Raw genomic sequence first — 21,649 nt, forward strand, 5'->3', positions numbered from 1 at the left:
GGCGGGGCTCAGGCCCCGCCCCTTGTCTACTTTTGTATCTGGCTATCCTATGAAAACACTTACATTCTATCTGGGGTTCGTAGGGCTGGCATTCCTGGCTGGCTGTACCGAACCCTCCAGCCAAAGAGCCCTTGTGGCTGAGGCATCAATACAACAAGACACTCACTTCCCTTATCAGCCTGGCGATGATATTCCGGCAACGGCTTATCTTGCCCACGACGAGGTCTATAACCCTGAGTCCGTTATTCCGCCCCAGTGTTACACGAAAACGGAGGGTAAGCACAATCCGTGCTATGCCTGTCATCAGACTTATCAGAAGGACAAGGACCGGCCCAATATGATGAATGATGGGGCGCTGCAGGGGGAATACCAGTTTTCCGATTTGGGCATGAAAAACCACTGGAAGAATCTGTTTGTGGACAGGCGGGAGCTCATCGCAACCATCGGCGACGAACAGATCCGAAGCTGGATCCAACAGGATAACTACGGCCCATTTATTCAAAAGCTCAAAGCCGATCCTCACTGGCAGGGCGAAATAGCCGAAATCCGGGATCTGGCATATCCCGAGCGTGCCTTCGATACCCTAGGATTTGCCCGTGATAACAGTCATTGGGTTGCGTTTAATTATAAACCTTTCCCCAGCACCTTCTGGCCGACCAACGGCTCAACAGGGGATGTGATGGTGCGCCTGCCAGCGGCGTTTCGGGAGCAGGGGGGGCAGTACAGCCGCGATCTCTATATTGCCAACCTAAGTCTGATGGAGATGGCCATTAAGGATCTGAGTCACATCAGTGTGCCTGCTATATCCGAGCGGAAGCTTGGGCAGGATCTCAACGGTAACGGCGAACTGGAAGCACAGATAGACCAGATGAACAGAAGGACCCGATATCTGGGGGATGCCAGCGAGGTGGAACTGACTTATCAGCTCTACCCACAGGGCACCGAATTTTTGCACACGGTTCGCTACATAGGGGTTGATGCACAGGGCAATATCTACAACGCCCCGCGCATGAAGGAAGTGCGTTACATGCGTAAACACAACTTCAAGTCCAAGGAGCGGCTGGCTTCTTTTTATTACTCGGAAGCCAAGGAAAAAAACGCCGAGAAATATCCTCGTACCAGACCATTGGGCGATAAGGGGATTAATAATATGTTCGGCTGGACCATCAATGGCTATATCGAAGACGAGCAGGGCAATCTGCGCCATCAGGCCCTGCAGGAAATGGCCTTTTGCAACGGCTGCCATAAGACAGTGGGCTCTACCTTCGATCAGACGTTTTCCTTTCCCCGGAAGGTGGAAGGGAAGGATGGCTGGGGCTATCTGAACCTGCGCGCCATGCAGGACGTGCCGAATCTGGGCGACGCCCAGGGCGAGTTCCTGACTTATCTGCAGCGGGTCGGGGGTGGCGATGAGTTCCGTCAGAACCAGGAAATGCTGGCGCGTTGGTTTAATCCGGACGGCTCGGTAAAGCAGGAGAAAATCCGCTCCCTGGAGAATATCTATCAGTTGATTACACCGTCTCCTGAGCGCGCCATGCAACTGAATAAGGCCTATCTGACCATAGTGAAAGAACAGAGCTACCTGTTTGGCCGCGATGCCACCCTCAACCGGGCAAGCAATGTACTGGAACATGTGGACGAGTCCCAGGCGCCGTTAAAGGCGCAGCATCGTTTCCCGTGGGATATGCGGCTGGACTGGCACGCCAAACCGGGGATTGCGCCCACAAGACCGGAACCGGGGGCAGCGGCTGCCGGGACGGGCCAGTAATGGAACTGCCGCTGCTGGACTTTGTTCTGGCCAGTGTGCTGATGGGGCTGGGCATAGGGGCAGATGTGGCCCTGGCCACACTGCTGCGTGCCAGGCACCTCAATACCTGGCGGGCCGCAGCCATCTGGATACTGGGCGTGTCCCTGACCCATACCCTGTTTCCCATGAGCGGGTATCTGCTGGCTTACCTGAGTATCCAGTGGCTGCCGGGGATTACGCCCCTGGTGGGGATTCTGGCCTTTGTCTGCGTCGTCTGGTATTTGAAGGTGGAGCTCTGGAATGCCCCACAAGATGAGGCACAGGAGCGGCAACTGGTCCTGAGCCTGGGACTGATCCTGGCCGTCAGTTGGGATGCCCTGTGGTCAGGGCCAGCCAAGTCGGCCCAGGTGATCGACTGGCCTGAACTGCTGGTATGGTTGTCTTTTGTGCTGGTGGGTATGGTGGTGGCTGGCATGGCGCTAATGAGTCTCAGACTGGGGCGCTTGTTCCGCCTGACTGAACACCCAGACAGCGCTGCCTGGGTACCGATCGGGCAATGGTTACAGTACAGCGTTATCGCCTATTTCGGGTTGCTGGCGCTGCTGAGGTACACCCTGTCGTTGCCTCTGCTGTGGTGGCAAATTCTGATCCTGGCAAGCGGGCTGATGGGGGCCTGGCAACTAGTGCAGGCAGTAACTGGCAGACTTACCCAGTCAGTGCCCCGCTTTTAAGCGCCATGCCGCCCTCAGAGACGACCAGCAGGCTCTTCTGACTGTACCAGTCACCAAGCACGATGCGCCTGGCCGGATGGCCGTCCAGCTCGAACTGATGAACCGCCGGTCTGTGGGTATGACCGTGGATAAGGGTGCTGACTCCCGCTTCGCGCATGACCCGCTCCGCCTCGGCCGGTGTCACATCCATTATGTAGTCAGGCTTATTGCGGTTGATATGCAGGCTTCTCTGACGCGCCTTCTTCGCTACCCGCCGTCTATACCACAGGGGCAGGGCCAGCATCAGCCTGGGCCACCACCAGCCCCGGGCTTTTCTGCGAAAAGCCATGTATTGCTCGTCACGGGTACAGAGGCTGTCTCCATGCATGATCAGGATTTTTTCACCGTAGAGATCAATCACCTGCTGTTCAGGCAGGAGCTGCATGCCGGTCTGTTGGGCAAATCGCTCACCCAGCAGAAAATCGCGGTTGCCATGGATAAAATACACCGGCACGCCAGAGCGGGTCAGATTGGTAAACGCCTGTTTAATGGTTTGGTTAAACGGCTGGTTGTCGTCGTCGCCAATCCAGGCCTCAAACAAATCGCCCAGCACGTAGAGGGCCTCGGCAAGGGGGGCTTCCTCGGCCATAAAACGCAGAAAGGCCGAAGTAATCTCCGGCCAGTCTTCGCCCAGGTGCAGATCGGCGATAAAGAGCGTATGCCTCATCAGGCGTTATTCGCTGACCTCGACAGACTGTATCAGCACATCTTCCAGGGGTACGTCCTGGTGGAAACCTGCATTGCCGGTCTTGACCTTGCGAATCTTGTCCACTACATCCATACCGTCGCTGACTTCGGCAAAGACGCAATAACCCCAGCCGTCCATACTCTCGCTACGGAAATTGAGAAAGCTGTTATCGGCCACGTTGATAAAGAACTGACAGGTGGCGGAATGCGGATCATTGGTCCGGGCCATCGCCACCGTGCCGCGATCATTGGCCACACCATTGTTGGCCTCGTTTTTTATCGGGGACTTGGTGGCTTTCTGATTCATGCCCGGCTCCATGCCGCCCCCCTGAACCATAAAGCCATCGATTACGCGATGGAATATGGTGTTGTCATAGAAGCCCTCTTTGGCATAGGACAGAAAGTTTTCAACCGTCTGTGGGGCTTTGTCGCTCAGCATGTTCAGTTCGATAGGACCGTAGTTGGTATTCAGGGTGACTTTCATGGCGTCAGAGTCCGGAAAATGGAAATAAGGACGCTAGTCTACCCCAATGGGCCGGGGCAGGGAACTTTGGCAGTGCGCATGGACAGCCATTGGGGTAAAATCCGCCATCCAATACCCATTAATTCAAGGACATGCCGATGCTGCAGATTTTCAATACCCTCACCCGCCAGAAGCAGGAGTTCAAGCCATTGATGGCCGGCAAGGTGGGCGTATATGTCTGCGGTATTACGGTATATGACGTCTGCCACATGGGCCATGCCCGGACCTACCTGAGTTTTGACATGATGGTGCGCTATCTGCGCCATCTGGGCTATCAGGTGAAATATGTGCGTAATATCACGGATGTGGATGACAAAATTATCCAGCGTGCTAATGAGAAGGGCGAGACCATGGCGCAACTGACCGAGCGTACTATCGGTATGATGCATGAGGACTTTGCCGCCATTAACCTGCTGGAGCCGGATATTGAGCCAAGGGTCACTACCCATATGGACGAGATCATCATGGTGATTCAGCGTCTGGTGGATAAAGGTCATGCCTATCAGGCCGCCAGCGGTGATGTGTTGTTCGATGTCAGCACCTTTGAGCAATACGGTAGGCTCAGTCGCCAGGATCTGGAACAGTTGCAGGCCGGCGCAAGAGTTGAAGTAGCCCAGGGTAAAGACGATCCCCTGGATTTTGTGTTGTGGAAATCTGCCAAACCCAATGAACCGAGCTGGGATTCCCCCTGGGGCAAGGGACGGCCCGGCTGGCATATCGAATGTTCGGCCATGAACCATAAACATCTGGGGGAACACTTTGATATTCATGGTGGCGGCTCGGATTTGATTTTTCCGCACCATGAGAATGAAGTGGCCCAGTCCTGCTGCGCCTTCGATACCCCGTATGTGAACTTCTGGCTGCATACGGGTATGGTGCAGGTTAATCAGGAGAAAATGAGCAAGTCACTGGGAAATTTCTTCACCCTGCGAGATGTGCTCAAGCAATATGATGCCGAGACTATCCGTTACTTCCTGTTGTCTGCCCATTATCGCAGCCAGTTGAATTACAGCGAAGACAGTATCCTGCAAGCCAGGGCGTCTTTGGAGCGACTCTACACGGCCCTGCGTGATGTGCAGCCTGATATGGATGTGGATCTTGCACAGGACAGCTACCTGCAGAGATTCAATCAGGCCATGGACGATGATTTTAATACCCCGGAGGCCTTTGCCGTACTCTTCGATCTGGCCCGGGAGCTGAACAGGCATAAGGATCGTCCACAGCAGGCTGGCAGGCTGGCAGGCGTATTGGTCAAACTGGGTGCGGTGCTTGGGATTTTGCAATCCCAGCCGCTGCAATTTCTGCAATCCGGCACCGATACCGATTTGGATGTGGCAGAAATTCAGCGCCTGATCCAGGCCCGTAATGACGCACGTAAGAACAAGGACTGGCCGGCGGCTGATGCGGCCCGCGATGCCCTGACCGCCATGGGCGTGGTACTGGAAGATGGTCCGCAGGGTACTATCTGGCGCAAGGCCTGACCTTACTGATTAGGTGGCAGGCCGGTCAGATTCCCGGCCTACAAACCAAAGCTGACTTTCAGCATAACCAGCACTATGCTCGAGTACAGCAGTGAGACCGGCACGCCCATTTTGACAAAGTGAGAAATTCTGTAGTTGCCGGCGCTGAACACCAACAGATTGGTCTGGTAGCCCCAGGGAGAAATAAAACTGGCGCTGGCCGCAAAGGCCACGGCCAGGGCGAAGGGCAGCACCGGCACATTCAGCAGTTGCACCAGCCCCCAGGCGAAGGGAAACATCAGCGCCGCTGCGGCATTGTTGGTGACCAGTTCGGTGAGCAGCAGGGTCAGCAAATAGATCACCACCAATGCAACAAAGGGACTGCTGCTTTCAAGATAGGGCAACAATGCCGCATTAAGGGTACTGATCACCCCGGATTGCTCCAACGCCGTGGCCAGGGCCAACGAGCCTACAATGACCATGGCCAGGCTGACCGGCAGATTCCGTTTCAGCTCGCTGCCGGAGGTAATCCCCGCGTATACCATCAGCGCCAGCAGGAAAGTTAACCCCACCGCCAGCGGCACAATGTTGGTGGCACTGAGCAGTACGGTACCCAGAAAGCCGCCAAGGGTGACCCGTTCCTGCCAGGGGGAGAGCTTTCTGGCAATGGTATGTTCAGTGAGAATAAAGAAATTCTTGGTCAGGTTATTGCGATCGGAAAAATCCGGCCCGGTGGCCAGCAACAGGTTGTCTCCTGCCTGCAGCCTGATGTCCCCCAGTTTACCTGACAGATTTTCACCGTCACGGCGAATGGCCACCACTGCAGCGTCAAACATGGCTCTGAAGCCGACTTGCTTCAATGTCTTGTCGATGAGCTTGGCGCGGTTGGAGATAACCACCTCAGTGAGGTTCTCCCTTAACAGGCCATTGGTTTCGGCAAACAGGGTCAGGCCTGGAATGTGGCTCAGACTGTCTACCCGTTTGACATTGCCGCTGAAGATCAGCTTATCACCGGCTTCGATCATCATTTCAGGCGTCACCGGGGTCAGGAGGTGGCCCTGACGAATGATTTCCACCAGAAACAACTCAGGAAGATTACGTAGATGGTTCTCTTCCACGGTTTTGCCCACCAGGGGGGAGTCGGGTAGCACCTTGGCCTCAATAAAATACTCTTTGTAGTCCGGCACGTTGACCTGGATATCCGGCAGCAGGGGAGAAAGCAGGAACATCAGCAGGCCGCAAGCCAGACCCGCGGTCAGGCCATAGAGGGTAAAGTCGAGAAAAGCGAAACCGGGGTGGCCCTGTTCGATAAGAAAGCTGTCCACAATCAGGTTGGTGGATGTACCAATCAGTGTGACGGTGCCGCCGAAGATAGCGGCATAGGACAGCAGTATCAACAGCCTGGATGGCGGGTGAAACTGGTTCTGACTGACAGGCCCAATCAGGCTGGCCACAATGGCTGTGTTGTTGAGTAAGGCTGAGGAAGTAAAGGTCAGGCCGAACAGACGCCAGTAGCTTTGCCGGTAACTGGGGGTGATCAGCTTGCGGCCGAGACTTTTGATCAGTGAGGTCTTGTCCACACCGCCGCTGACCAGTAACAGCAGGATCAGGGTCAGCAGCCCCTGATTGGTCAGGCCGTGACTGACCTGGGTCAGACTGAGCTGGCCGGTGGCCAGTAACAGCAGGATCGTCACTGAAAAAATGGCTGAGGGGCGCTTGTCGGTGACAACGAGCGCCCCAATCGTGGCAATGAATATGCCGGTAACCAGTAACTGGTCGATGTCCATGATCTGCCTTACAGCTTGCTGATATCCATCGCCTGCCAGTGGGGGAAGTGCTTACGCACCAGCGCATTGAATTCCAGTTCGAACTCGGAATACTGCTGACTGGTGTCCTTACCTTTTGTTTCAGTGGCCTCGATGACCATCCCCGCGCCTACCGTACCATTGGTCAGGCGATCGATGATAATAAAGGCACCGGTCTTGCGATTTTTCTGATAGGGATCACAGGCCACAGGTTGGGTCAGCTTGATTTCACCCACCGCAATTTCATTCAGGTGCAGATGCACGGCGTCTTTATGGGCCATGCTGTTGACATCAATCTGATACTCAATTTCCCGCACTGAGCCGGGCACTGACTTGGTGGCAAACTTGAATTCGTATTGCTTGTTGGGCATCAGGGGCTCTTCGGCCATCCATACCAGGTGCGTGCGATAGCTGCTGCCATGCAGGGGCAGGTTGTCAGATTTGACAATCATGTCCCCGCGGGAGATATCTATCTCATCTTCCAGGGTCAGGGTCACGGCTAGTGGCGGATAGGCCAGTTCCTGATTACCTTCAAAGGTCACAATCTCCTTGACCCTAGAAGTTTTGCCCGAGGGCAGGGCGGTGATTTGATCGCCCGGACGAACCTGCCCGGATACCACAGTACCGGCAAAGCCGCGGAAGTTCAGGTTGGGGCGGTTAACGTACTGTACCGGGAAACGGAAATCATCCAGATTCAGATCCTTGGACACTTCAATACTTTCCAGCAGTTCCATCAGGGTCTTGCCCTGATACCAGGGCATCTTGTCACTGAGATTGACTACATTGTCACCCTTAAGGGCCGACAGCGGTACAAAGCGGATATCCGGAATATTCAACTGCTTGGCAAATTGCAGATAGTCTTCGCGGATGGTTTCATACACACCCTCATCGAAGTCCATCAGGTCCATTTTGTTGATGGCTACCACCACATGCTTGATGCCCAGCAGCGAGACCAGGAAGGAGTGGCGGCGGGTCTGGGTTTTCACTCCGCCCCTGGCGTCTACCAGGATAATGGCCAGATCGCAGGTGGAGGCGCCGGTGACCATGTTACGGGTGTACTGCTCATGCCCGGGGGTATCGGCGATGATGAACTTGCGTTTATCGGTGGAAAAGTAGCGATACGCCACATCTATGGTGATGCCTTGTTCCCGTTCAGACTGCAGACCGTCTACCAGCAGGGCCAGGTCCACTTCGTCGCCTGTGGTGCCGACTTTCTTGCTGTCCTTGCTGATGGCAGCCAGTTGATCTTCATAGATCATCTTGGAATCATGCAGCAACCGGCCAATCAGGGTGCTTTTTCCGTCGTCCACACTGCCGCAGGTGAGAAAACGCAGCATATCCTTACGCTCATGCTGTTCCAGATAACGCAGGATGTCCTTTTCAATCAGTTCGTTTTGGTTATTCATGTCAGTAAGTCACCAGGAAATAGGGATTTAACAATGAGTCTTTCTGGTTATAGGTCAGGGCCCTGGTCAGCGAGCCGATGAGGGCGCCGGGTTCCAGTTCCATTACCTTGCCGCCGGCGGCCAGCACCACTGCATGAGCGGCGGCGGTATCCCACTCACTGGTGGGGCCGAGCCTTGGATACAAATGGGCCTTACCTTCGGCGACCAGGCAGAGTTTGAGGGAGCTGCCCATGGCCACCAATTCGGTGTCGCCCGGCAACTGCTCAAGAAATGCCTGGATTTCAGGGCTCTGGTGCGAGCGGCTGCCGACGATCTTCCAGGTTTCACCTGCCTGATGGGGATGGGGTCTCAGAGGGCTGGTGCTGCCATTTTGGCTGACGGTCGCCTTCTCGCCCACCACGCCAAGATAGGTGATGTCCAGAGCCGGTGCGTAGACCACGCCCAGGCTCGGGGTTCCATTCTCCACCAGGGCGATATTGACGGTAAATTCGCCGTTTTTCTTAATAAACTCTTTTGTGCCATCCAGCGGGTCCACCAACCAGTAGCTTTGCCACAGGCTGCGTTCCTGCCAGGAAATATCGGCCGATTCTTCTGACAGAATGGGCAGAACGGAGATTTTCTGCAGTCCGGCCACAATGATTCTGTGTGCAGCCAGGTCCGCCTCGGTCAGCGGGCTCTGATCCTGTTTGTCATAGACGGCAAAGTCGCGCTGGTAAATATCCATAATGGCCTGTCCGGCCTGATGGGCAATGGTGCAGATCTTGTCTGCCAGCTCCGCTCTGCTCATTATAAAAAGCCTTTGTCCGTCAGGCTGGCAATAAGCTCATCGGCCGACTGGGCGGCCGTCTGACCACTGAACGGCAGATGTACTTCGGGATTCTCCGGTTTCTGGTAGGGAGAATCGATGCCGGTAAATTCCTTGATCTGTCCATCCCGGGCCTTCTGGTACAGCCCCTTGGGATCGCGCTTTTCACACTCGGCCAGCGGGGTATCCACAAAGACCTCGACAAACTCGCCGGCTTGCAGCAATTTACGGCAAAAATCCCGGTCACTTCTGAACGGGGAGATAAATGCGGTGATCACAATCAGGCCTGCATCGACAAAAAGCTTACTCAGTTCGCTGATACGGCGGATGTTCTCCACCCTGTCTTTGTCGGAAAAACCCAGGTCACCGCACAGACCGTGCCGGACATTGTCACCGTCCAGCAGGTAAGTATGTTTGCCGGCAGCGGTCAGTTTCTGCTCCAGCAGGTTGGCGATGGTGGATTTGCCCGAGCCGGACAAACCGGTCAGCCAGATCACCATGGGCTTCTGACCTTTCAGTTTGGCCCGCTCGGCCTTGTCGATTTTATGTTGATGCCACACGATATTCTCAGCCATCAGAAGTAACCCTCCATTTTCTTCTTCTCCATGGAACCGGCGCTGTCATGGTCGATAACCCGTCCCTGGCGTTCTGAGGTTTTGGTCAGCAACATTTCCTGGATCACTTCCGGAAGCGTACTGGCTTTGGAGCGAACTGCGCCGGTCAGTGGGTAGCATCCCAGGGTACGGAAACGCACCCACTCCAGCTGCGGTTGCTCGCCTTCTTTCAGGGGCATACGATCATCATCCACCATGATCAGCACGCCGTCCCGCTCCACCACGGGGCGTTGCTTGGACAGGTAGAGTGAGGGTATGGCGATATTTTCCAGGTAGATATACTGCCAGATATCCAGCTCGGTCCAGTTGGACAGGGGGAAGACACGGATGCTTTCGCCCTTGTTGACCTTGGAATTATAGATGTTCCACAACTCCGGCCGCTGGTTCTTCGGATCCCAGCGGTGATTCTGGTCACGGAAGGAATAGACCCGCTCCTTGGCGCGGGATTTTTCTTCGTCACGGCGGGCTCCGCCAAACGCGGCATCGAACTGGTACTTGTCCAGGGCCTTTTTCAGTGCCTGGGTTTTCATGATATCGGTATGTTTGGCACTCCCATGGGTGAAGGGACCCACATTCATATCAATCCCTTCCTGGTTCTTGTACACCAGCAAGTCCAGCTTGTGCTCTTTAGCCATCCGGTCACGAAACTCAATCATCTCGCGAAACTTCCAAGTGGTGTCCACGTGCAGCAGCGGGAAGGGAATGCGCCCCGGCGCAAAGGCTTTACGGGCCAGGTGCAGCAGGACGGAGGAGTCCTTGCCGATACTGTAAAGCATAACAGGGTTGTCAAACTCGGCGGCCACTTCACGGAAAATGTGAATGCTTTCGGCCTCAAGCTGTTTTAAATGGGTGATGGAAGGAATTTGGGCGTCCATGGTCTGTCCAGAGTCTGATTTTGCTAGGTTATAAGATCGAATTCTATGTATAGAACAGTAACATGTTAGGCGGGCGGCATGCTATGCGAGATCGCTATAACTAATACTGAGATTAGGACGTATGGATATTAGTTAAACTTGTGTTAATCAATCGGAGGGCCAGACTAGCCGAGGTTTTCCCGTACCGTGGCCCAGCGCACCGCTTCCACATAGAGGCGGGTAACTTTGTCCACCGCCAGGCCGGCGTTTCGGCAAAATTGTTGAGCCTGTTTCCAGTCCGCATCCTCAAAGGCCTTGGACAGGGCCAGGTATTCTGCCAGTCGGCCCTCTCCCTCACACAGAGCCGCCTTGATAACCGGAGAAATCGGCAAGCGACCCAATAACTCTTCTAGCGGTGAGTCGAGCATAGCATCAAGCAGTGACAGCATACCGGTCAGGAACGAGGCTTCGCCGGTGGACTGCTGGCCGGGTTGGGTGGACAGGGATTCACAGAATCGCGCCCGGACCAGTGACATGACTGTCAGGGCCTGGGGCTTCCTATCCGTGAATTGGGCGGCAAAAAGCAGGGAGACAAAGCGTCTGAGCTCCTGCAGGCCCAGCACCACAATGGCCTGTTTAATACTGGAGATATCGTTACGGCGCTGGAATATCGGCGATTGGGTATAGCGCAGCAATTTGAACGACAGGTTCACGTCTGTTTCAAAGGTCTGTGTGATAGCCGGAATATCCGGCTCCTCACCGGACAGTTCCGTCATCAACTTGGCAATGGTCAGTTGCGAGGGATCCAGGGTACGGCTCTTCATCACCTCGGGTTTGCTGAAGAAATAGCCCTGGAAATAACAGAATCCCAAGTCCATTGCCTGGTGGAATTCTTCATGGGTTTCAACTTTTTCTGCCAGCAGCTTGATATGAGGAAAAGCTTTAATGCTCTGTTTAATTTTCATGATCTCCGCTTCGGAGGTCACTTTATAGTCAATTTTGATGATGTCCGTGTAAGGATAAAAGTGTCGCCACACGTCTTGGTGCTCATAGTCATCCAGCGCCACGGTGTAGCCTTTTTCCTTCAGTTCCTTAACGGCATCGAGCAATTGACGGGTGGGCCTGACGGTTTCCAGTATCTCCACCACTATCTGGTCTTTGGGCAGTAGCAGGGGATAGCGGTTAAGCAGGGTTTCCTGGGTGAAATTGATGAACGCCAGCTTGTTGTCGGTGAGGGTATCCAGGCCCAGATTAAACTGCAGGCCTTCTATGATCTTGGAGGTGGCGATATCTTCGCCCACATCCGGAAACACGTTCTGCAGACTTTCCCTGAATAAAAGCTCATAGGCAACCAACTGTTTATCCTGGTCCAGGATGGGTTGACGAGCTGCAAAAAACGCCATGTATTGTATTCCGGGTTACGGGATTAAATGTTCTTGCTTTAGGTTATCGCACAATATTCTAAGGGAAGGAAAATTTTTATTCATTCACTACCGGGAGATTTTTTGCGAGGAGAATCGGGCTCCAGTGGAAGGAGCCCGATGTCAGGAGGCTCAGGCCAGTTCAGACTTGAGTCTGGCTTCCATCTTGTCATGGGTTTGCCGGATTGCTTCACTAGGTTCGGCGGTCAGGTGGCTGACAATCAGGATGGTCAGACTGCACAGGATAAAACCGGGGACAATCTCGTAAATCCAGGCACTGAGACTCTGCCCTTCCACAGTGACAGGGGCATAGATCCAGAACAGTACGGTGGCCGCACCCACCAGCATGCCAGACAGGGCGCCGGCACGGTTCATGCGCTTCCAGAACAGACTGAAGATCACCACGGGGCCAAAAGCGGCACCGAATCCGGCCCAGGCGTTACTGACCAGATCCAGGATGGTATTCTGTGGATCCCAGGCCAGGGCGATAGCCACAACAGACACCACCAGCACGGAGATACGTCCTACCAACACCAATTCCTTGTCCTTGGCATCGCGGTGGACAAAGGCTTTGTAGAAGTCTTCGGTCAGGGAGCTGGAGGTGACCAGCAACTGAGACGAGATAGTGCTCATAATCGCTGCCAGAATGGCTGCCAGCAGGAAACCACCGATCAAGGGATGGAACAGGAACTGCGAGAAGATGATAAAAATGGTTTCGGCATCATCCAGGGTCATTCGGGTCTGCGACACATAGGCGACACCTACAAAACCAGTGGCCAGGGCGCCGATGATGGACACAATCATCCAGCTCATGCCGATATTACGTGCGGTTGAGATGGCTTTCACTGAGCGTATTGCCATAAATCGCACAATAATATGGGGTTGGCCAAAATACCCCAGCCCCCAGGCGAGCAAAGAGATGATACCCAGCACCGACAGGGCTTCTCCCGTTGCTCCATTGGTAAAGAGATCCAGCATCTGCGGATTGATCTCCCCGACTTGCTGAGTGACGGAGCCGATACCACCCAGTTCGTTGAAGGCCACCACCGGCACCAGCACCAGGGAAACGAACATGATGCAGCCCTGCACGAAGTCGGTCATGCTTACGGCCAGAAAACCACCGAACAGGGTATAGGCGCAGACCACGCCGGCGGTCACAAACAGGCCGGTGCTGTAATCCATGCCGAATGAACTGTCGAACAGTTTACCCCCCGCGACCAGGCTGGCAGACGTGTAGAGAGTAAAGAAGATGATGATCACAAGGGAAGAGAAAATGCGCAGGTAGCGCCCCTTGTCTTCGAAGCGGTTGGCAAAGTAGTCAGGAATCGTAATGGAGTCGTTGGCGACTTCAGTGTAAACACGAAGCCTGGGGGCCACGATCAGATAATTCATCAGTGCACCTATAACCAGACCGACCGCGATCCAGCTTTGTGAGATGCCGGCGGCGTACATGGCCCCGGGCAGTCCCATCAGCATCCAGCCACTCATGTCCGAGGCGCCGGCCGACAGGGCGGTAACACCCGGCCCCAGTTTCCTGCCGCCCAGCATATAGCCGGATACATCATCGGTGGAGGTCCTGTAGGCATATAACCCTATGCCCAGCATGGCAATAAAATAAAGCGCGAGAGATATCAGCGTGCCAGTTTCCACAAAGGTCTCCTGTTGTTATTTTTTGACCGTTCCATAAAAAATTAGAAAATTCAGTCAATTGCATTAATCTGCTATACCATGCTATCAAGTCGGTATGCTTTTCTCCAGAGGCCTTATGCAACTCCAACCCCGCTGGTGTAAATTCCAGCAGCTTGACACCTTCAGCCTGCAGGCCATTTTCCGCCTGCGTCAGCAGGTTTTCATCATCGAGCAACAGAGTATTTATGCAGATATCGACGGGCTGGATCCGCAGAGCTGGCATCTGCTTCTGCAGTCACAGGGACAACTGCAGGGTTATGCCAGACTGAGGGGAGATAGCCAGCAGTCCTGCTACAAATTTGAACGACTGGTTCTGGCGCCACCATGCCGTGGGCAGGGGGCGGGTCGGCTGCTGATCAGTCAGCTAATCGACAAGGCCATGACATTGAACGAATATCCCTTGCTTAAGCTTGGGGCCCAGTGCCAACTGATCGACTTTTATCGTCAGTGGCACTTTGAAGTGGTGGGGGAGCCCTATGATGACGGCGGGATCCTGCACCAGGATATGCAGCGGCCATTGATGCTGAAGACCTAAGCGGGAGAAAAGCGATGAAAAGTCTGATGGGGATCCTGTGGCTGTTACTTTGTACAGGCAGCCAGGCGGCTGACTACTATCCTTCCAGGAGTCAGTGGCTGGAAAAAGCGCCGGCAGAGGTGGGAATGGATGGCCAGAGTCTGCAGCGGGCAGTGGATTTTGCCCTGGCCAACGAATATTCAGGCTCACGGGATCTGCGGGTCGCCATATTGGAAGGGTTCAAGGCTGAGCCTTTTCATCAATTGCTTGGACCGGTTAAGAAACGCGGTGGTCCAGCAGGGATGATTGTCAAAGACGGGTTTATCGTCGCACAGTGGGGGGACCTGGAAAGGGTCGACATGACCTTCAGTGTAACCAAAAGCTATCTGTCCAGTGTCGCCGGTCTGGCCGTTGATCAGGGACTGATTGCAGATGTGGACGACAAAGTGGCCGACTATGTATGGGACGGCACTTTTGACGGCGAACATAACAGCAGGGTGTCCTGGCATATGCTGCTCAACCAGTCATCGGACTGGTCCGGAGAGTTGTTCGGCATCAGGGACTGGGCCGACAGACCACCCAAAGAAGGGGGGCTGGACGACTGGAAACACCGGAGACTGAATGCCCCCGGCACCGTCATGGAATACAATGATGTGCGGGTCAATCTGTTGGCTTATTCATTGTTACAGGTCTTTCGCCAGCCGCTGCCCCAGGTACTCAAACAGCAGATTATGGATCCCATCGGCGCCTCAGTCACCTGGCGCTGGCAAGGCTATGAGCATGCCTGGGTTAGTCTGGACGGCCTGAATATGCAGTCGGTGACGGGAGGCGGCCACTCGGGTGGTGGAATGTTTGTCTCCACCCTGGATCAGGCCCGCTTTGGCTTAATGGTGCTAAGAGAAGGCCGTTGGCGGGACAGACAGATTCTGTCAAAGGACTGGCTGCACAGGGCTATCCAGCCTTCCCAACCCAATCCCAGTTACGGTTATATGTGGTGGCTGAATCAGGGTTCAAAAAAGTGGTCTCAGGTTGAGGATGAGAGCTTATTCTATGCGGCTGGCTTTGGCGGCAACTTTATCGTCATTGACAGAACTCAGGATTTGATGATCCTGACCCGCTGGTTGGAGCCATCACAGATAGGTGAGATGGTAAGCCTGGTCAAGGACAGCCTGTAATAGCCATCCCTTTGCTATCAGACCCGTTATCGGCGTAAAAACTGGTGTAAAGTCCTCGGCTTTACACCAGCCTTCCTCAGTATTTTTATCTAACCCATTGAACTGAATGAAAAAATTCCGCCGTTCATCTGACGTTCACTTGGAGTTGGCAGAAAATTGCTATACTTATCAATCAAATAGCTGAGCAGAGGCCGTTTTTCTTGGTGTGGCTCATTACTGAACACAGTCTGGTCTCTGCCGGCGCAGGCCAATGCACACCTGTGAGTTGAAAATGCGTGCACAAACCAACAAGAAGGAGAGGACGATATGTTTAAATTGTCAAAGATACTCAGCCTGGCCTTAATGTCGGTTGTGGTGGCACCGGCGATGGCCCAGGATCCTTATCAGAAACTGGACGGCAGTTGGATAAGCCTGAACGGCACTGTGGTGACGGCGGGGGCCGACAGCTTCGAGCTGGACTATGGCAAGGGTATTGTCACGGTGGAGATGGATGACTGGGACTGGTATGGGGATGCTTACCCTATTCTGGCCGGCGATGAGGTAACGGTTAACGGTCAGGTGGATGATGATCTGTACGAAACCACCTCGGTTGAAGCCGGCAGTGTCTATGTAAAGGATCTGAACACGTACTTTTATGCCAACGATGTCGATGAGGAAAGCATGGCGGTTCCGATTGTTACCCCCGTCTATATCGACAACAGCATGCAATTGCGCGGTAACATCACCAGTATCAGTGGTCGGGAATTCACTATCGATACGGGTAACCGTAAGATGCAGATAGATACCAGTGAAATGATTTACAACCCGCTGGACAACAAAGGCTTTCAGAAGCTGAATAAAGGTGACTATGTACAGGTGGTTGGGGAACTGGACATCGATGTTTTCGAGAATAACGAGCTGATGGCCAGTGTTGTCACTACCTTGCATAAAGATAAGACCAAGAAGAATGGCATGGATGCCTCATAACCGGCATTTGTTAAAAAAAGGGGGCAGCCAATCTGCCCCCTTTTTTTATACTAACCTGTTCTTCCAGTGTCCCCGTCTGAACAGCCAGATGCCGACCACGGCCAGCAACGATTCGGCAATGGTAATGGCCAGGAAGACGCCAGTGGTGCCCAAGGCCAGGTACTTGGCCAGCCAGTAGGCCAGCGGAATCTGTAGCAGCCAATAGCAGAAGAAGTTGATTCGGGTCGGCGTCATGGTATCGCCAGCCCCATTAAACGCTTGCACGACTATCATACCAATCCCATAGAATCCGTAACCGTAAGCGATAAATCGCAGGCAGTTGACACCGTCCCGGAGCACAGCCGGATCCTGGCTGAAAAAACCGATAATCTCCTCGGCAAACAGGACGAAGATGACCGCCACGCTCAGCATAAAATACAGGTTGTATCGTGCCACACGCCAGACCGATTGTTCGGCCCGATCAGGCTGGCCCGCACCCAGATTCTGACCTACCAGGGTGGCCACTGCGTTACTCATGCCCCAAGCCGGAAGAATGGTGAAGATGACCACCCGGATAGCAATGGTATAACCCGCCACCGCGGCGCTGCCGTAGGTGGAGACGATACGCACCAGCGCGACCCAACTGGCGGTGGCAATCAGAAATTGCAGGATGCCGCCGGTGCTGACTTTTACCAACTGACCCATCAGGGCTATATCCGGCTTCAGTTCAGCCAATCCCACACGAATACGGCTGATCTGACGGTGCAGATGTCCACGCAGATGATAGAGCTGATAAATCACGCCTACGCCCCGGCCAATGGTTGTGGCGACTGCTGCTCCGGTCACGCCCATTTCCGGAAAGGGACCGATGCCGTATATCAGCAGTGGGTCCAGCACAATATTCAGACCATTGGCCAGCCACAGGGAGCGCATGGCCACCGAGGCATCCCCGGCGCCACGGAAAATAGCGTTGATCAGAAACAGGTACAGAATGCTGATGGAGCCGCACAGCATGATCTGTGTATAGTCCGCTCCCATGGCCAATACGGCTCCCTCGGCGCCCATCAGGCGCAGGATATCTTCGGCATACATCAAACCGATAAAGGCCACCAACGCTGAGACCAGCATGCCAACCCACAGGGCCTGACCTGCGATCCTGTTGGCAAGGGCGGCATTGCCTTCGCCAATTCGCCTGGCGACCATGGCGGTCACGCCCATGCTCAGGCCGATGGCCACGGCGTACAGTATGGTCAGTACCGCCTCGGTCAATCCGACTACAGCAACTGCTTCGAGTCCCAGCGAGGAGACAAAGAAGATATCCACCACGGCGAAAATGGACTCCATGGCCATTTCCAATACCATGGGCACCGCCAGCAGAAAGGCCGCCACGCCGATAGAGCCTTTGGTAAAGTCATAATTCATATCGCCTTTCAGCGCCTGGCGAAGCAGTACACGAAAAGACGGACGAGCTTGTGTTTGTTCCATCATCTGGATGATTCCTTGCAAAACCTGAAACAGGCCAGCCTCGGGCAGGATCGGAAGACGAACTGCGGGCAGGCGAATACCTGTCAGGATAAAACTGGCCAGAAGGCCGTTTAACTATTAATAAGTGATTGTTTTGTCGGGAGAATCCCGGTCTGTCAGCTGCCGGGTCGGCAACGAATCAGCAGGACCGGGACAGCGACGGCAATAACAGCAATGCAGGCAAGGGCTGAATTGTTCATTGGTCTGTCCCCGGTAAGAAGTGGACGTTCAGTTTTCCACCCGGTTGGCGGGTTGTCAATCCTGGGATTAGGGTAATTTGTTAAAAAATGCTATCAGGCCCTGACCGCGGATTGCCGGCCAGGGACTTTCAGACAGAAAACTGGACTTTATGTCGGAGGCTTTCCTGCAGTGTCTCCAGTGGCTGGCCCTGTTCGCCTACCAGAATCAGACTGGCCTGTTGCAACGCCATAGCCCGGCCTTCGTATTGCTGATCACTGAACTCTTCCTGCAAGAAAAAATTGTCCTGGTGGGGCACCACAAACAGGGTCACTTTACCCTGTGGGGTGTCCAGCACCATATGCAGACTTTTGACACTGCGAAAGTCGCAGAAATTCGCATAATAGACCTTGCCGATATCTGCGGTGAACCGACCACCAAAGCTCGCCAGTTTGGCATTCACCTGTTCCAGGCTGAGGCCCTCATCCACGAACATGGCGCCCTCTTCATGATAGACATGGGCCAGGGCATGTTCAGCCAGGTTGATATCCCTGTGTTGCCAGAGGGTAAAGCTGAGTCCAAAGGTAAAAAGCACGGAGGCGGCCACCGCCAGAGTCCAGCGCCGGCGCTGCCTGTGCTGTTGGTACTGGGCCATGGACTGACGCAGCAAGAGTCTTTGTGCCAGCCCGTCCGGCACCGGCACTTTGACGCTTTGCTCAATATTATTTTCAAGCGATTTCATTTCGTTCCAGAACTGCTGTCTGGCCGGATCCTGACTGGCTGCCTGTTTCAGTTGCTCGTCATTGGCATGAGGGTTAGCGTAAATGGTACGGCGGAACTGTAAATCATCCATTTCGGCGTCCTCGGGTTTGCTCTGCACTCTCTAAAGCCTCTTTTATCTGATTTCTGGCCCGGAACAGCCGGGTCATCACGGTGTTCTTGTTCAGTGCCAGCTGTTCTGCGATTTCCTGGCCGCTGAAGCCAAACAATACCTGCAGTACCAGCGGTTCCCGGTACTCCTGGGTCAAAGATGCCATCAGGCGGTGTAATTCCCTCTGTTGCAGGACGTCTTCGTTGTCGGGACTGTCATCGGCGATGTTCATGTCTTCAAATTCCACCAGATCGAACTGTTTACGCTCGAACCGACGGGCATTTTCGCGCCGAAGTATAGTGATCAGCCAGGACTTGGCGGCCTTCTCATCCTTGAGGGAGTCGAGCGACTTCCAGGCCCGCAGAAAGGTTTCCTGCACTATGTCCTCGGCCACGGCTTTGTTCCCCACCAGCCAGTAGGCATACCGGTAAATGTCGCCATGCAGCGCCTGAACCAGCGCTTCATAACGTTTGTTTTTATTTGTCATGTCAGCACAGACCGTGGCTGTAGACTTTTGCTTTCGTGAAAACATGCAGGTGTGAACCCCTGTCAAAGAAGGGTCGGGCCACTTCTTATTGCGATGGACCATTCTAAGCCCAGTTGCCGCAACAAAAAAGCCCGGTAAAAACCGGACTTTATGTTCAGGATGAAGGGTATGCCGTGGGCGCAGGACGCGCAGGAACGGCGATGTTCAGGATGAACGGGCAGAAAACCGTCTCCCTGAGTTTTCTGCACTTCCGCCATCCTTGGCGGTCGTATGCCGTGGGCGCAGGGATGCGCAGGAACGGCGATAACGCTGAAACTATGGTCAGCCTTTTACTGACCTGACCCAGGCCGTAATCTTGTCTTCCAGCATGTTCAAAGGCACCGGGCCGTCCTTGAGTACTTCATCATGGAAGCCCTTATAGTCAAACTTGTCGCCAAGTTCATCCATGGCGTACTGGCGCAGTTCCATGATCTTCAGCTTACCGACCATATAGGCCGTAGCCTGGCCGGGCATGGCGATATAACGCTCAATGGCTTTGGTGGAGTCGCCCTCGGAATTGGGCGTATTGTCCAGCAGATACTGGATTGCCTGTTCACGGCTCCACTTCTTATCATGGAGGCCGGTGTCCACCACCAGTCGACAGGCCCGCCACAGCTCCATGGCCAGGCGACCGAAGTCGGAGTAGGGGTCTTTGTAGAAACCCATGTCCTTGGCCAGTTCTTCGGTGTACAGACCCCATCCTTCCGTATAAGCGGTAAAGGACACATATTTCTGGAATTCAGGAATGCCTTCCAGTTCCTGGGCAATGGCGCGCTGCATATGGTGTCCCGGGATCCCCTCATGATAGGCCAGGGCTTCCATCTGATAGATAGGCATGTCCTGCATGTTATAAAGGTTGGCATAGTAGGTACCGGGGCGAGAACCGTCCTTGGCCGGACTCTGATAGAAGGCTTTGCCGGCTGACTGTTCCCGGAACGGTTCGACCCGCTTCACGATCATTTCAGCCTCGGGCAGCAGTCCGAAATACTCCGGGATACGCTGGCGCATCTGGTCAATAAAAGCCCTGGCTTCAGTCAGATACCGCTCACGTCCTTCCTCGGTGCTGGGATAGTAAAACTGCTCATCGGTGCGCATGAACTGGAAGAATTCCTGCAAGGTGCCGTCGAAACCGACCTTGTTCATAATATCGCGCATTTGCTGGTGAATGCGCTGAACATTGTCCAGCCCCAGTTGATGGACTTCGTTGGCATTCAGGTCGGTGGTGGTAAACCAGGCAAGACGGTTCTGGTACCATTTGTCGCCATCGGGCAGGCGCCACACGCCGTCACCTTCGGGAGACAGCTCGCGCTGGTATTCGAGTTCTGCAATCAGGGCTTCATAGGCTGGTTTGACCGACGTCAGCAATGCGCCCTTAGCGCGGGTCAGCAGGTCTTCCTTCTGGGCCGCATCCATTTCCAGTTTCGCCACTTTGGCCTGGAAGTCTTCCCAGATGGTGGACGTCTCTTCGCCTTCAGTAAATGGGGCGCCGCTAATCACATTGTGTGAGGCCGCAATCATCTGATCGTAAGACCACTTCGGTGGAAACACCCCTAGTTCCTCGCGGATCTTCAATTGTTCGATGACCTGATTGAACAGGGTATCGACCCCTTCCAGGCGCGAAACATAGGCTTCGGCATCTGACAGTTCATTGACCCGGTGAATATTGATCAGGAAACTGGGCACCGTGGTATGCCAGGCGCGGAACTGATCCATGATATAGCTGTGGTGACGGAAAGAATCGTTGGCCAGGCGGCGTTCCAGATCTACTTTGTAGATATGGTGGCTGAGTCTTTCCTGGGCGTTCAGCTTACTGGTGTCAAACTGATTAATCTGAGCCAGGCGCTCGCGCATCAGGGCGGCGGTTTCTTCATTATCCTGTTCAGATACATCGTCCCACTCGCCATAATCCCATTTCAGGCCCAGATAGCTTTGGTACATTGGTGATCGCTTGAGATCCTGCTCGAAACTTTGTTCGAAGAAGGCAGCCAGCCGTTGCGACTCACTCTGCTGAGTCTCTTGTACGGCTGCCGATTCGGCTTGCTGAGTTTGTGGTGCCGGGCTGCAGGCGCTGATGGCCAGGGCAATGAGGCTGGCCTGAAAAAGTCTGTTGTGTTGCATGGTAATCCTCTGTTGTCT

At 54.3% G+C, this 21,649-nt stretch carries 19 protein-coding genes; 6 read left to right on the forward strand and 13 right to left on the reverse strand.

Annotated features, from left to right (window positions below; all coding sequences use genetic code 11):
• Positions 1–49 precede the first annotated feature (49 nt).
• Positions 50–1,768, forward strand: a complete 1,719-nt coding sequence (locus J0A66_RS15905; RefSeq protein ID WP_241264245.1) for an Aq_1262 family (lipo)protein — start codon at positions 50–52, stop codon at positions 1,766–1,768.
• On the forward strand, positions 1,768–2,478 hold the full coding sequence (locus J0A66_RS15910) for a manganese efflux pump (RefSeq protein WP_206574834.1): 711 nt from the start codon (positions 1,768–1,770) through the stop codon (positions 2,476–2,478). The genes J0A66_RS15905 and J0A66_RS15910 overlap by 1 nt, the downstream gene beginning before the upstream one ends.
• Here J0A66_RS15910 and lpxH read toward each other — a convergent pair.
• Together lpxH and J0A66_RS15920 are read right to left on the reverse strand one after the other, a co-directional pair.
• Positions 2,453–3,184 (reverse strand): UDP-2,3-diacylglucosamine diphosphatase, encoded by a 732-nt coding sequence (gene lpxH / locus J0A66_RS15915; protein WP_206574835.1) that lies wholly within the window; start codon positions 3,182–3,184, stop codon positions 2,453–2,455. The two genes, J0A66_RS15910 and lpxH, sit on opposite strands and share 26 nt — an antisense overlap.
• Positions 3,185–3,190: 6 nt before the next feature.
• Positions 3,191–3,688, reverse strand: a complete 498-nt coding sequence (locus J0A66_RS15920; protein WP_206574836.1) for a peptidylprolyl isomerase — start codon at positions 3,686–3,688, stop codon at positions 3,191–3,193.
• Between the two features lie 137 nt (positions 3,689–3,825).
• On the opposite strand from J0A66_RS15920, the gene cysS reads away from it, so the two are divergent.
• Positions 3,826–5,208 (forward strand): cysteine--tRNA ligase, encoded by a 1,383-nt coding sequence (gene cysS / locus J0A66_RS15925; protein ID WP_206574837.1) that lies wholly within the window; start codon positions 3,826–3,828, stop codon positions 5,206–5,208.
• A 38-nt stretch (positions 5,209–5,246) separates the two neighbouring features.
• Here the strand turns inward: cysS and J0A66_RS15930 are convergent, their stop codons facing one another.
• The 7 genes from J0A66_RS15930 to putP form a co-directional block, all read right to left on the reverse strand.
• Positions 5,247–6,974 (reverse strand): SLC13 family permease, encoded by a 1,728-nt coding sequence (locus tag J0A66_RS15930; RefSeq protein ID WP_206574838.1) that lies wholly within the window; start codon positions 6,972–6,974, stop codon positions 5,247–5,249.
• Between the two features lie 8 nt (positions 6,975–6,982).
• Complete coding sequence (gene cysN, locus J0A66_RS15935; protein WP_206574839.1) at positions 6,983–8,398, reverse strand: sulfate adenylyltransferase subunit CysN; 1,416 nt, start codon at positions 8,396–8,398, stop codon at positions 6,983–6,985.
• A 1-nt stretch (position 8,399) separates the two neighbouring features.
• The gene (gene cysQ, locus J0A66_RS15940) at positions 8,400–9,185 is read right to left on the reverse strand and encodes a 3'(2'),5'-bisphosphate nucleotidase CysQ (protein WP_206574840.1); all 786 of its coding nucleotides are present in this window, start codon (positions 9,183–9,185) and stop codon (positions 8,400–8,402) included.
• Positions 9,185–9,778, reverse strand: coding sequence for an adenylyl-sulfate kinase (gene cysC, locus J0A66_RS15945; RefSeq protein WP_206574841.1), 594 nt, complete (start codon positions 9,776–9,778; stop codon positions 9,185–9,187). Before cysC ends, cysQ begins: the two co-directional genes overlap by 1 nt.
• On the reverse strand, positions 9,778–10,692 hold the full coding sequence (gene cysD / locus J0A66_RS15950; protein ID WP_206574842.1) for a sulfate adenylyltransferase subunit CysD: 915 nt from the start codon (positions 10,690–10,692) through the stop codon (positions 9,778–9,780). Before cysD ends, cysC begins: the two co-directional genes overlap by 1 nt.
• Before the next feature lie 164 nt (positions 10,693–10,856).
• Complete coding sequence (locus J0A66_RS15955) at positions 10,857–12,074, reverse strand: EAL and HDOD domain-containing protein (protein ID WP_206574843.1); 1,218 nt, start codon at positions 12,072–12,074, stop codon at positions 10,857–10,859.
• 150 nt (positions 12,075–12,224) lie between these two features.
• Positions 12,225–13,742, reverse strand: coding sequence for a sodium/proline symporter PutP (gene putP / locus J0A66_RS15960; protein ID WP_206574844.1), 1,518 nt, complete (start codon positions 13,740–13,742; stop codon positions 12,225–12,227).
• A gap of 115 nt (positions 13,743–13,857) precedes the next feature.
• Here putP and J0A66_RS15965 point away from each other — a divergent pair, with 115 nt between their 5' ends.
• The 3 genes from J0A66_RS15965 (at position 13,858) to J0A66_RS15975 (ending at position 16,436) form a co-directional block, all read left to right on the forward strand.
• The gene (locus J0A66_RS15965) at positions 13,858–14,316 is read left to right on the forward strand and encodes a GNAT family N-acetyltransferase (protein ID WP_206574845.1); all 459 of its coding nucleotides are present in this window, start codon (positions 13,858–13,860) and stop codon (positions 14,314–14,316) included.
• 14 nt (positions 14,317–14,330) lie between these two features.
• Positions 14,331–15,470 carry a serine hydrolase domain-containing protein gene (locus tag J0A66_RS15970; RefSeq protein WP_206574846.1) on the forward strand — a complete coding sequence of 380 codons (1,140 nt, stop codon included), beginning with the start codon at positions 14,331–14,333 and terminating at the stop codon, positions 15,468–15,470.
• Between the two features lie 306 nt (positions 15,471–15,776).
• Positions 15,777–16,436, forward strand: coding sequence for a hypothetical protein (locus J0A66_RS15975; protein WP_206574847.1), 660 nt, complete (start codon positions 15,777–15,779; stop codon positions 16,434–16,436).
• Between the two features lie 45 nt (positions 16,437–16,481).
• Here the strand turns inward: J0A66_RS15975 and J0A66_RS15980 are convergent, their stop codons facing one another.
• The 4 genes from J0A66_RS15980 to J0A66_RS15995 form a co-directional block, all read right to left on the reverse strand.
• On the reverse strand, positions 16,482–17,903 hold the full coding sequence (locus J0A66_RS15980) for an MATE family efflux transporter (RefSeq protein ID WP_206574848.1): 1,422 nt from the start codon (positions 17,901–17,903) through the stop codon (positions 16,482–16,484).
• A gap of 364 nt (positions 17,904–18,267) precedes the next feature.
• A complete protein-coding gene (locus J0A66_RS15985) occupies positions 18,268–18,996 on the reverse strand; it encodes a DUF3379 family protein (RefSeq protein ID WP_206574849.1) in 729 nt (242 codons plus the stop codon).
• On the reverse strand, positions 18,962–19,519 hold the full coding sequence (locus tag J0A66_RS15990; RefSeq protein WP_206574850.1) for a sigma-70 family RNA polymerase sigma factor: 558 nt from the start codon (positions 19,517–19,519) through the stop codon (positions 18,962–18,964). Before J0A66_RS15990 ends, J0A66_RS15985 begins: the two co-directional genes overlap by 35 nt.
• 276 nt (positions 19,520–19,795) lie before the next feature.
• On the reverse strand, positions 19,796–21,631 hold the full coding sequence (locus J0A66_RS15995) for a DUF885 domain-containing protein (RefSeq protein WP_206574851.1): 1,836 nt from the start codon (positions 21,629–21,631) through the stop codon (positions 19,796–19,798).
• Positions 21,632–21,649 lie beyond the last annotated feature (18 nt).

It is taken from the genome of Bowmanella dokdonensis (assembly GCF_017254865.1).
In the GTDB taxonomy this organism is placed as follows: Bacteria; Pseudomonadota; Gammaproteobacteria; order Enterobacterales; family Alteromonadaceae; genus Bowmanella; species Bowmanella dokdonensis.

Excerpts from the sequence above, each read along its gene's own strand:
- J0A66_RS15905 (WP_241264245.1), top strand. The coding sequence starts at position 50 with ATGAAAACACTTACATTCTATCTGGGGTTCGTAGGGCTGGCATTCCTG.
- J0A66_RS15910 (WP_206574834.1), top strand. The coding sequence starts at position 1,768 with ATGGAACTGCCGCTGCTGGACTTTGTTCTGGCCAGTGTGCTGATGGGG.
- lpxH (WP_206574835.1), bottom strand. The coding sequence starts at position 3,184 with ATGAGGCATACGCTCTTTATCGCCGATCTGCACCTGGGCGAAGACTGG.
- J0A66_RS15920 (WP_206574836.1), bottom strand. The coding sequence starts at position 3,688 with ATGAAAGTCACCCTGAATACCAACTACGGTCCTATCGAACTGAACATG.
- cysS (WP_206574837.1), top strand. The coding sequence starts at position 3,826 with ATGCTGCAGATTTTCAATACCCTCACCCGCCAGAAGCAGGAGTTCAAG.
- J0A66_RS15930 (WP_206574838.1), bottom strand. The coding sequence starts at position 6,974 with ATGGACATCGACCAGTTACTGGTTACCGGCATATTCATTGCCACGATT.
- cysN (WP_206574839.1), bottom strand. The coding sequence starts at position 8,398 with ATGAATAACCAAAACGAACTGATTGAAAAGGACATCCTGCGTTATCTG.
- cysQ (WP_206574840.1), bottom strand. The coding sequence starts at position 9,185 with ATGAGCAGAGCGGAGCTGGCAGACAAGATCTGCACCATTGCCCATCAG.
- cysC (WP_206574841.1), bottom strand. The coding sequence starts at position 9,778 with ATGGCTGAGAATATCGTGTGGCATCAACATAAAATCGACAAGGCCGAG.
- cysD (WP_206574842.1), bottom strand. The coding sequence starts at position 10,692 with ATGGACGCCCAAATTCCTTCCATCACCCATTTAAAACAGCTTGAGGCC.
- J0A66_RS15955 (WP_206574843.1), bottom strand. The coding sequence starts at position 12,074 with ATGGCGTTTTTTGCAGCTCGTCAACCCATCCTGGACCAGGATAAACAG.
- J0A66_RS15965 (WP_206574845.1), top strand. The coding sequence starts at position 13,858 with ATGCAACTCCAACCCCGCTGGTGTAAATTCCAGCAGCTTGACACCTTC.
- J0A66_RS15970 (WP_206574846.1), top strand. The coding sequence starts at position 14,331 with ATGAAAAGTCTGATGGGGATCCTGTGGCTGTTACTTTGTACAGGCAGC.
- J0A66_RS15975 (WP_206574847.1), top strand. The coding sequence starts at position 15,777 with ATGTTTAAATTGTCAAAGATACTCAGCCTGGCCTTAATGTCGGTTGTG.
- J0A66_RS15980 (WP_206574848.1), bottom strand. The coding sequence starts at position 17,903 with ATGATGGAACAAACACAAGCTCGTCCGTCTTTTCGTGTACTGCTTCGC.
- J0A66_RS15990 (WP_206574850.1), bottom strand. The coding sequence starts at position 19,519 with ATGTTTTCACGAAAGCAAAAGTCTACAGCCACGGTCTGTGCTGACATG.
- J0A66_RS15995 (WP_206574851.1), bottom strand. The coding sequence starts at position 21,631 with ATGCAACACAACAGACTTTTTCAGGCCAGCCTCATTGCCCTGGCCATC.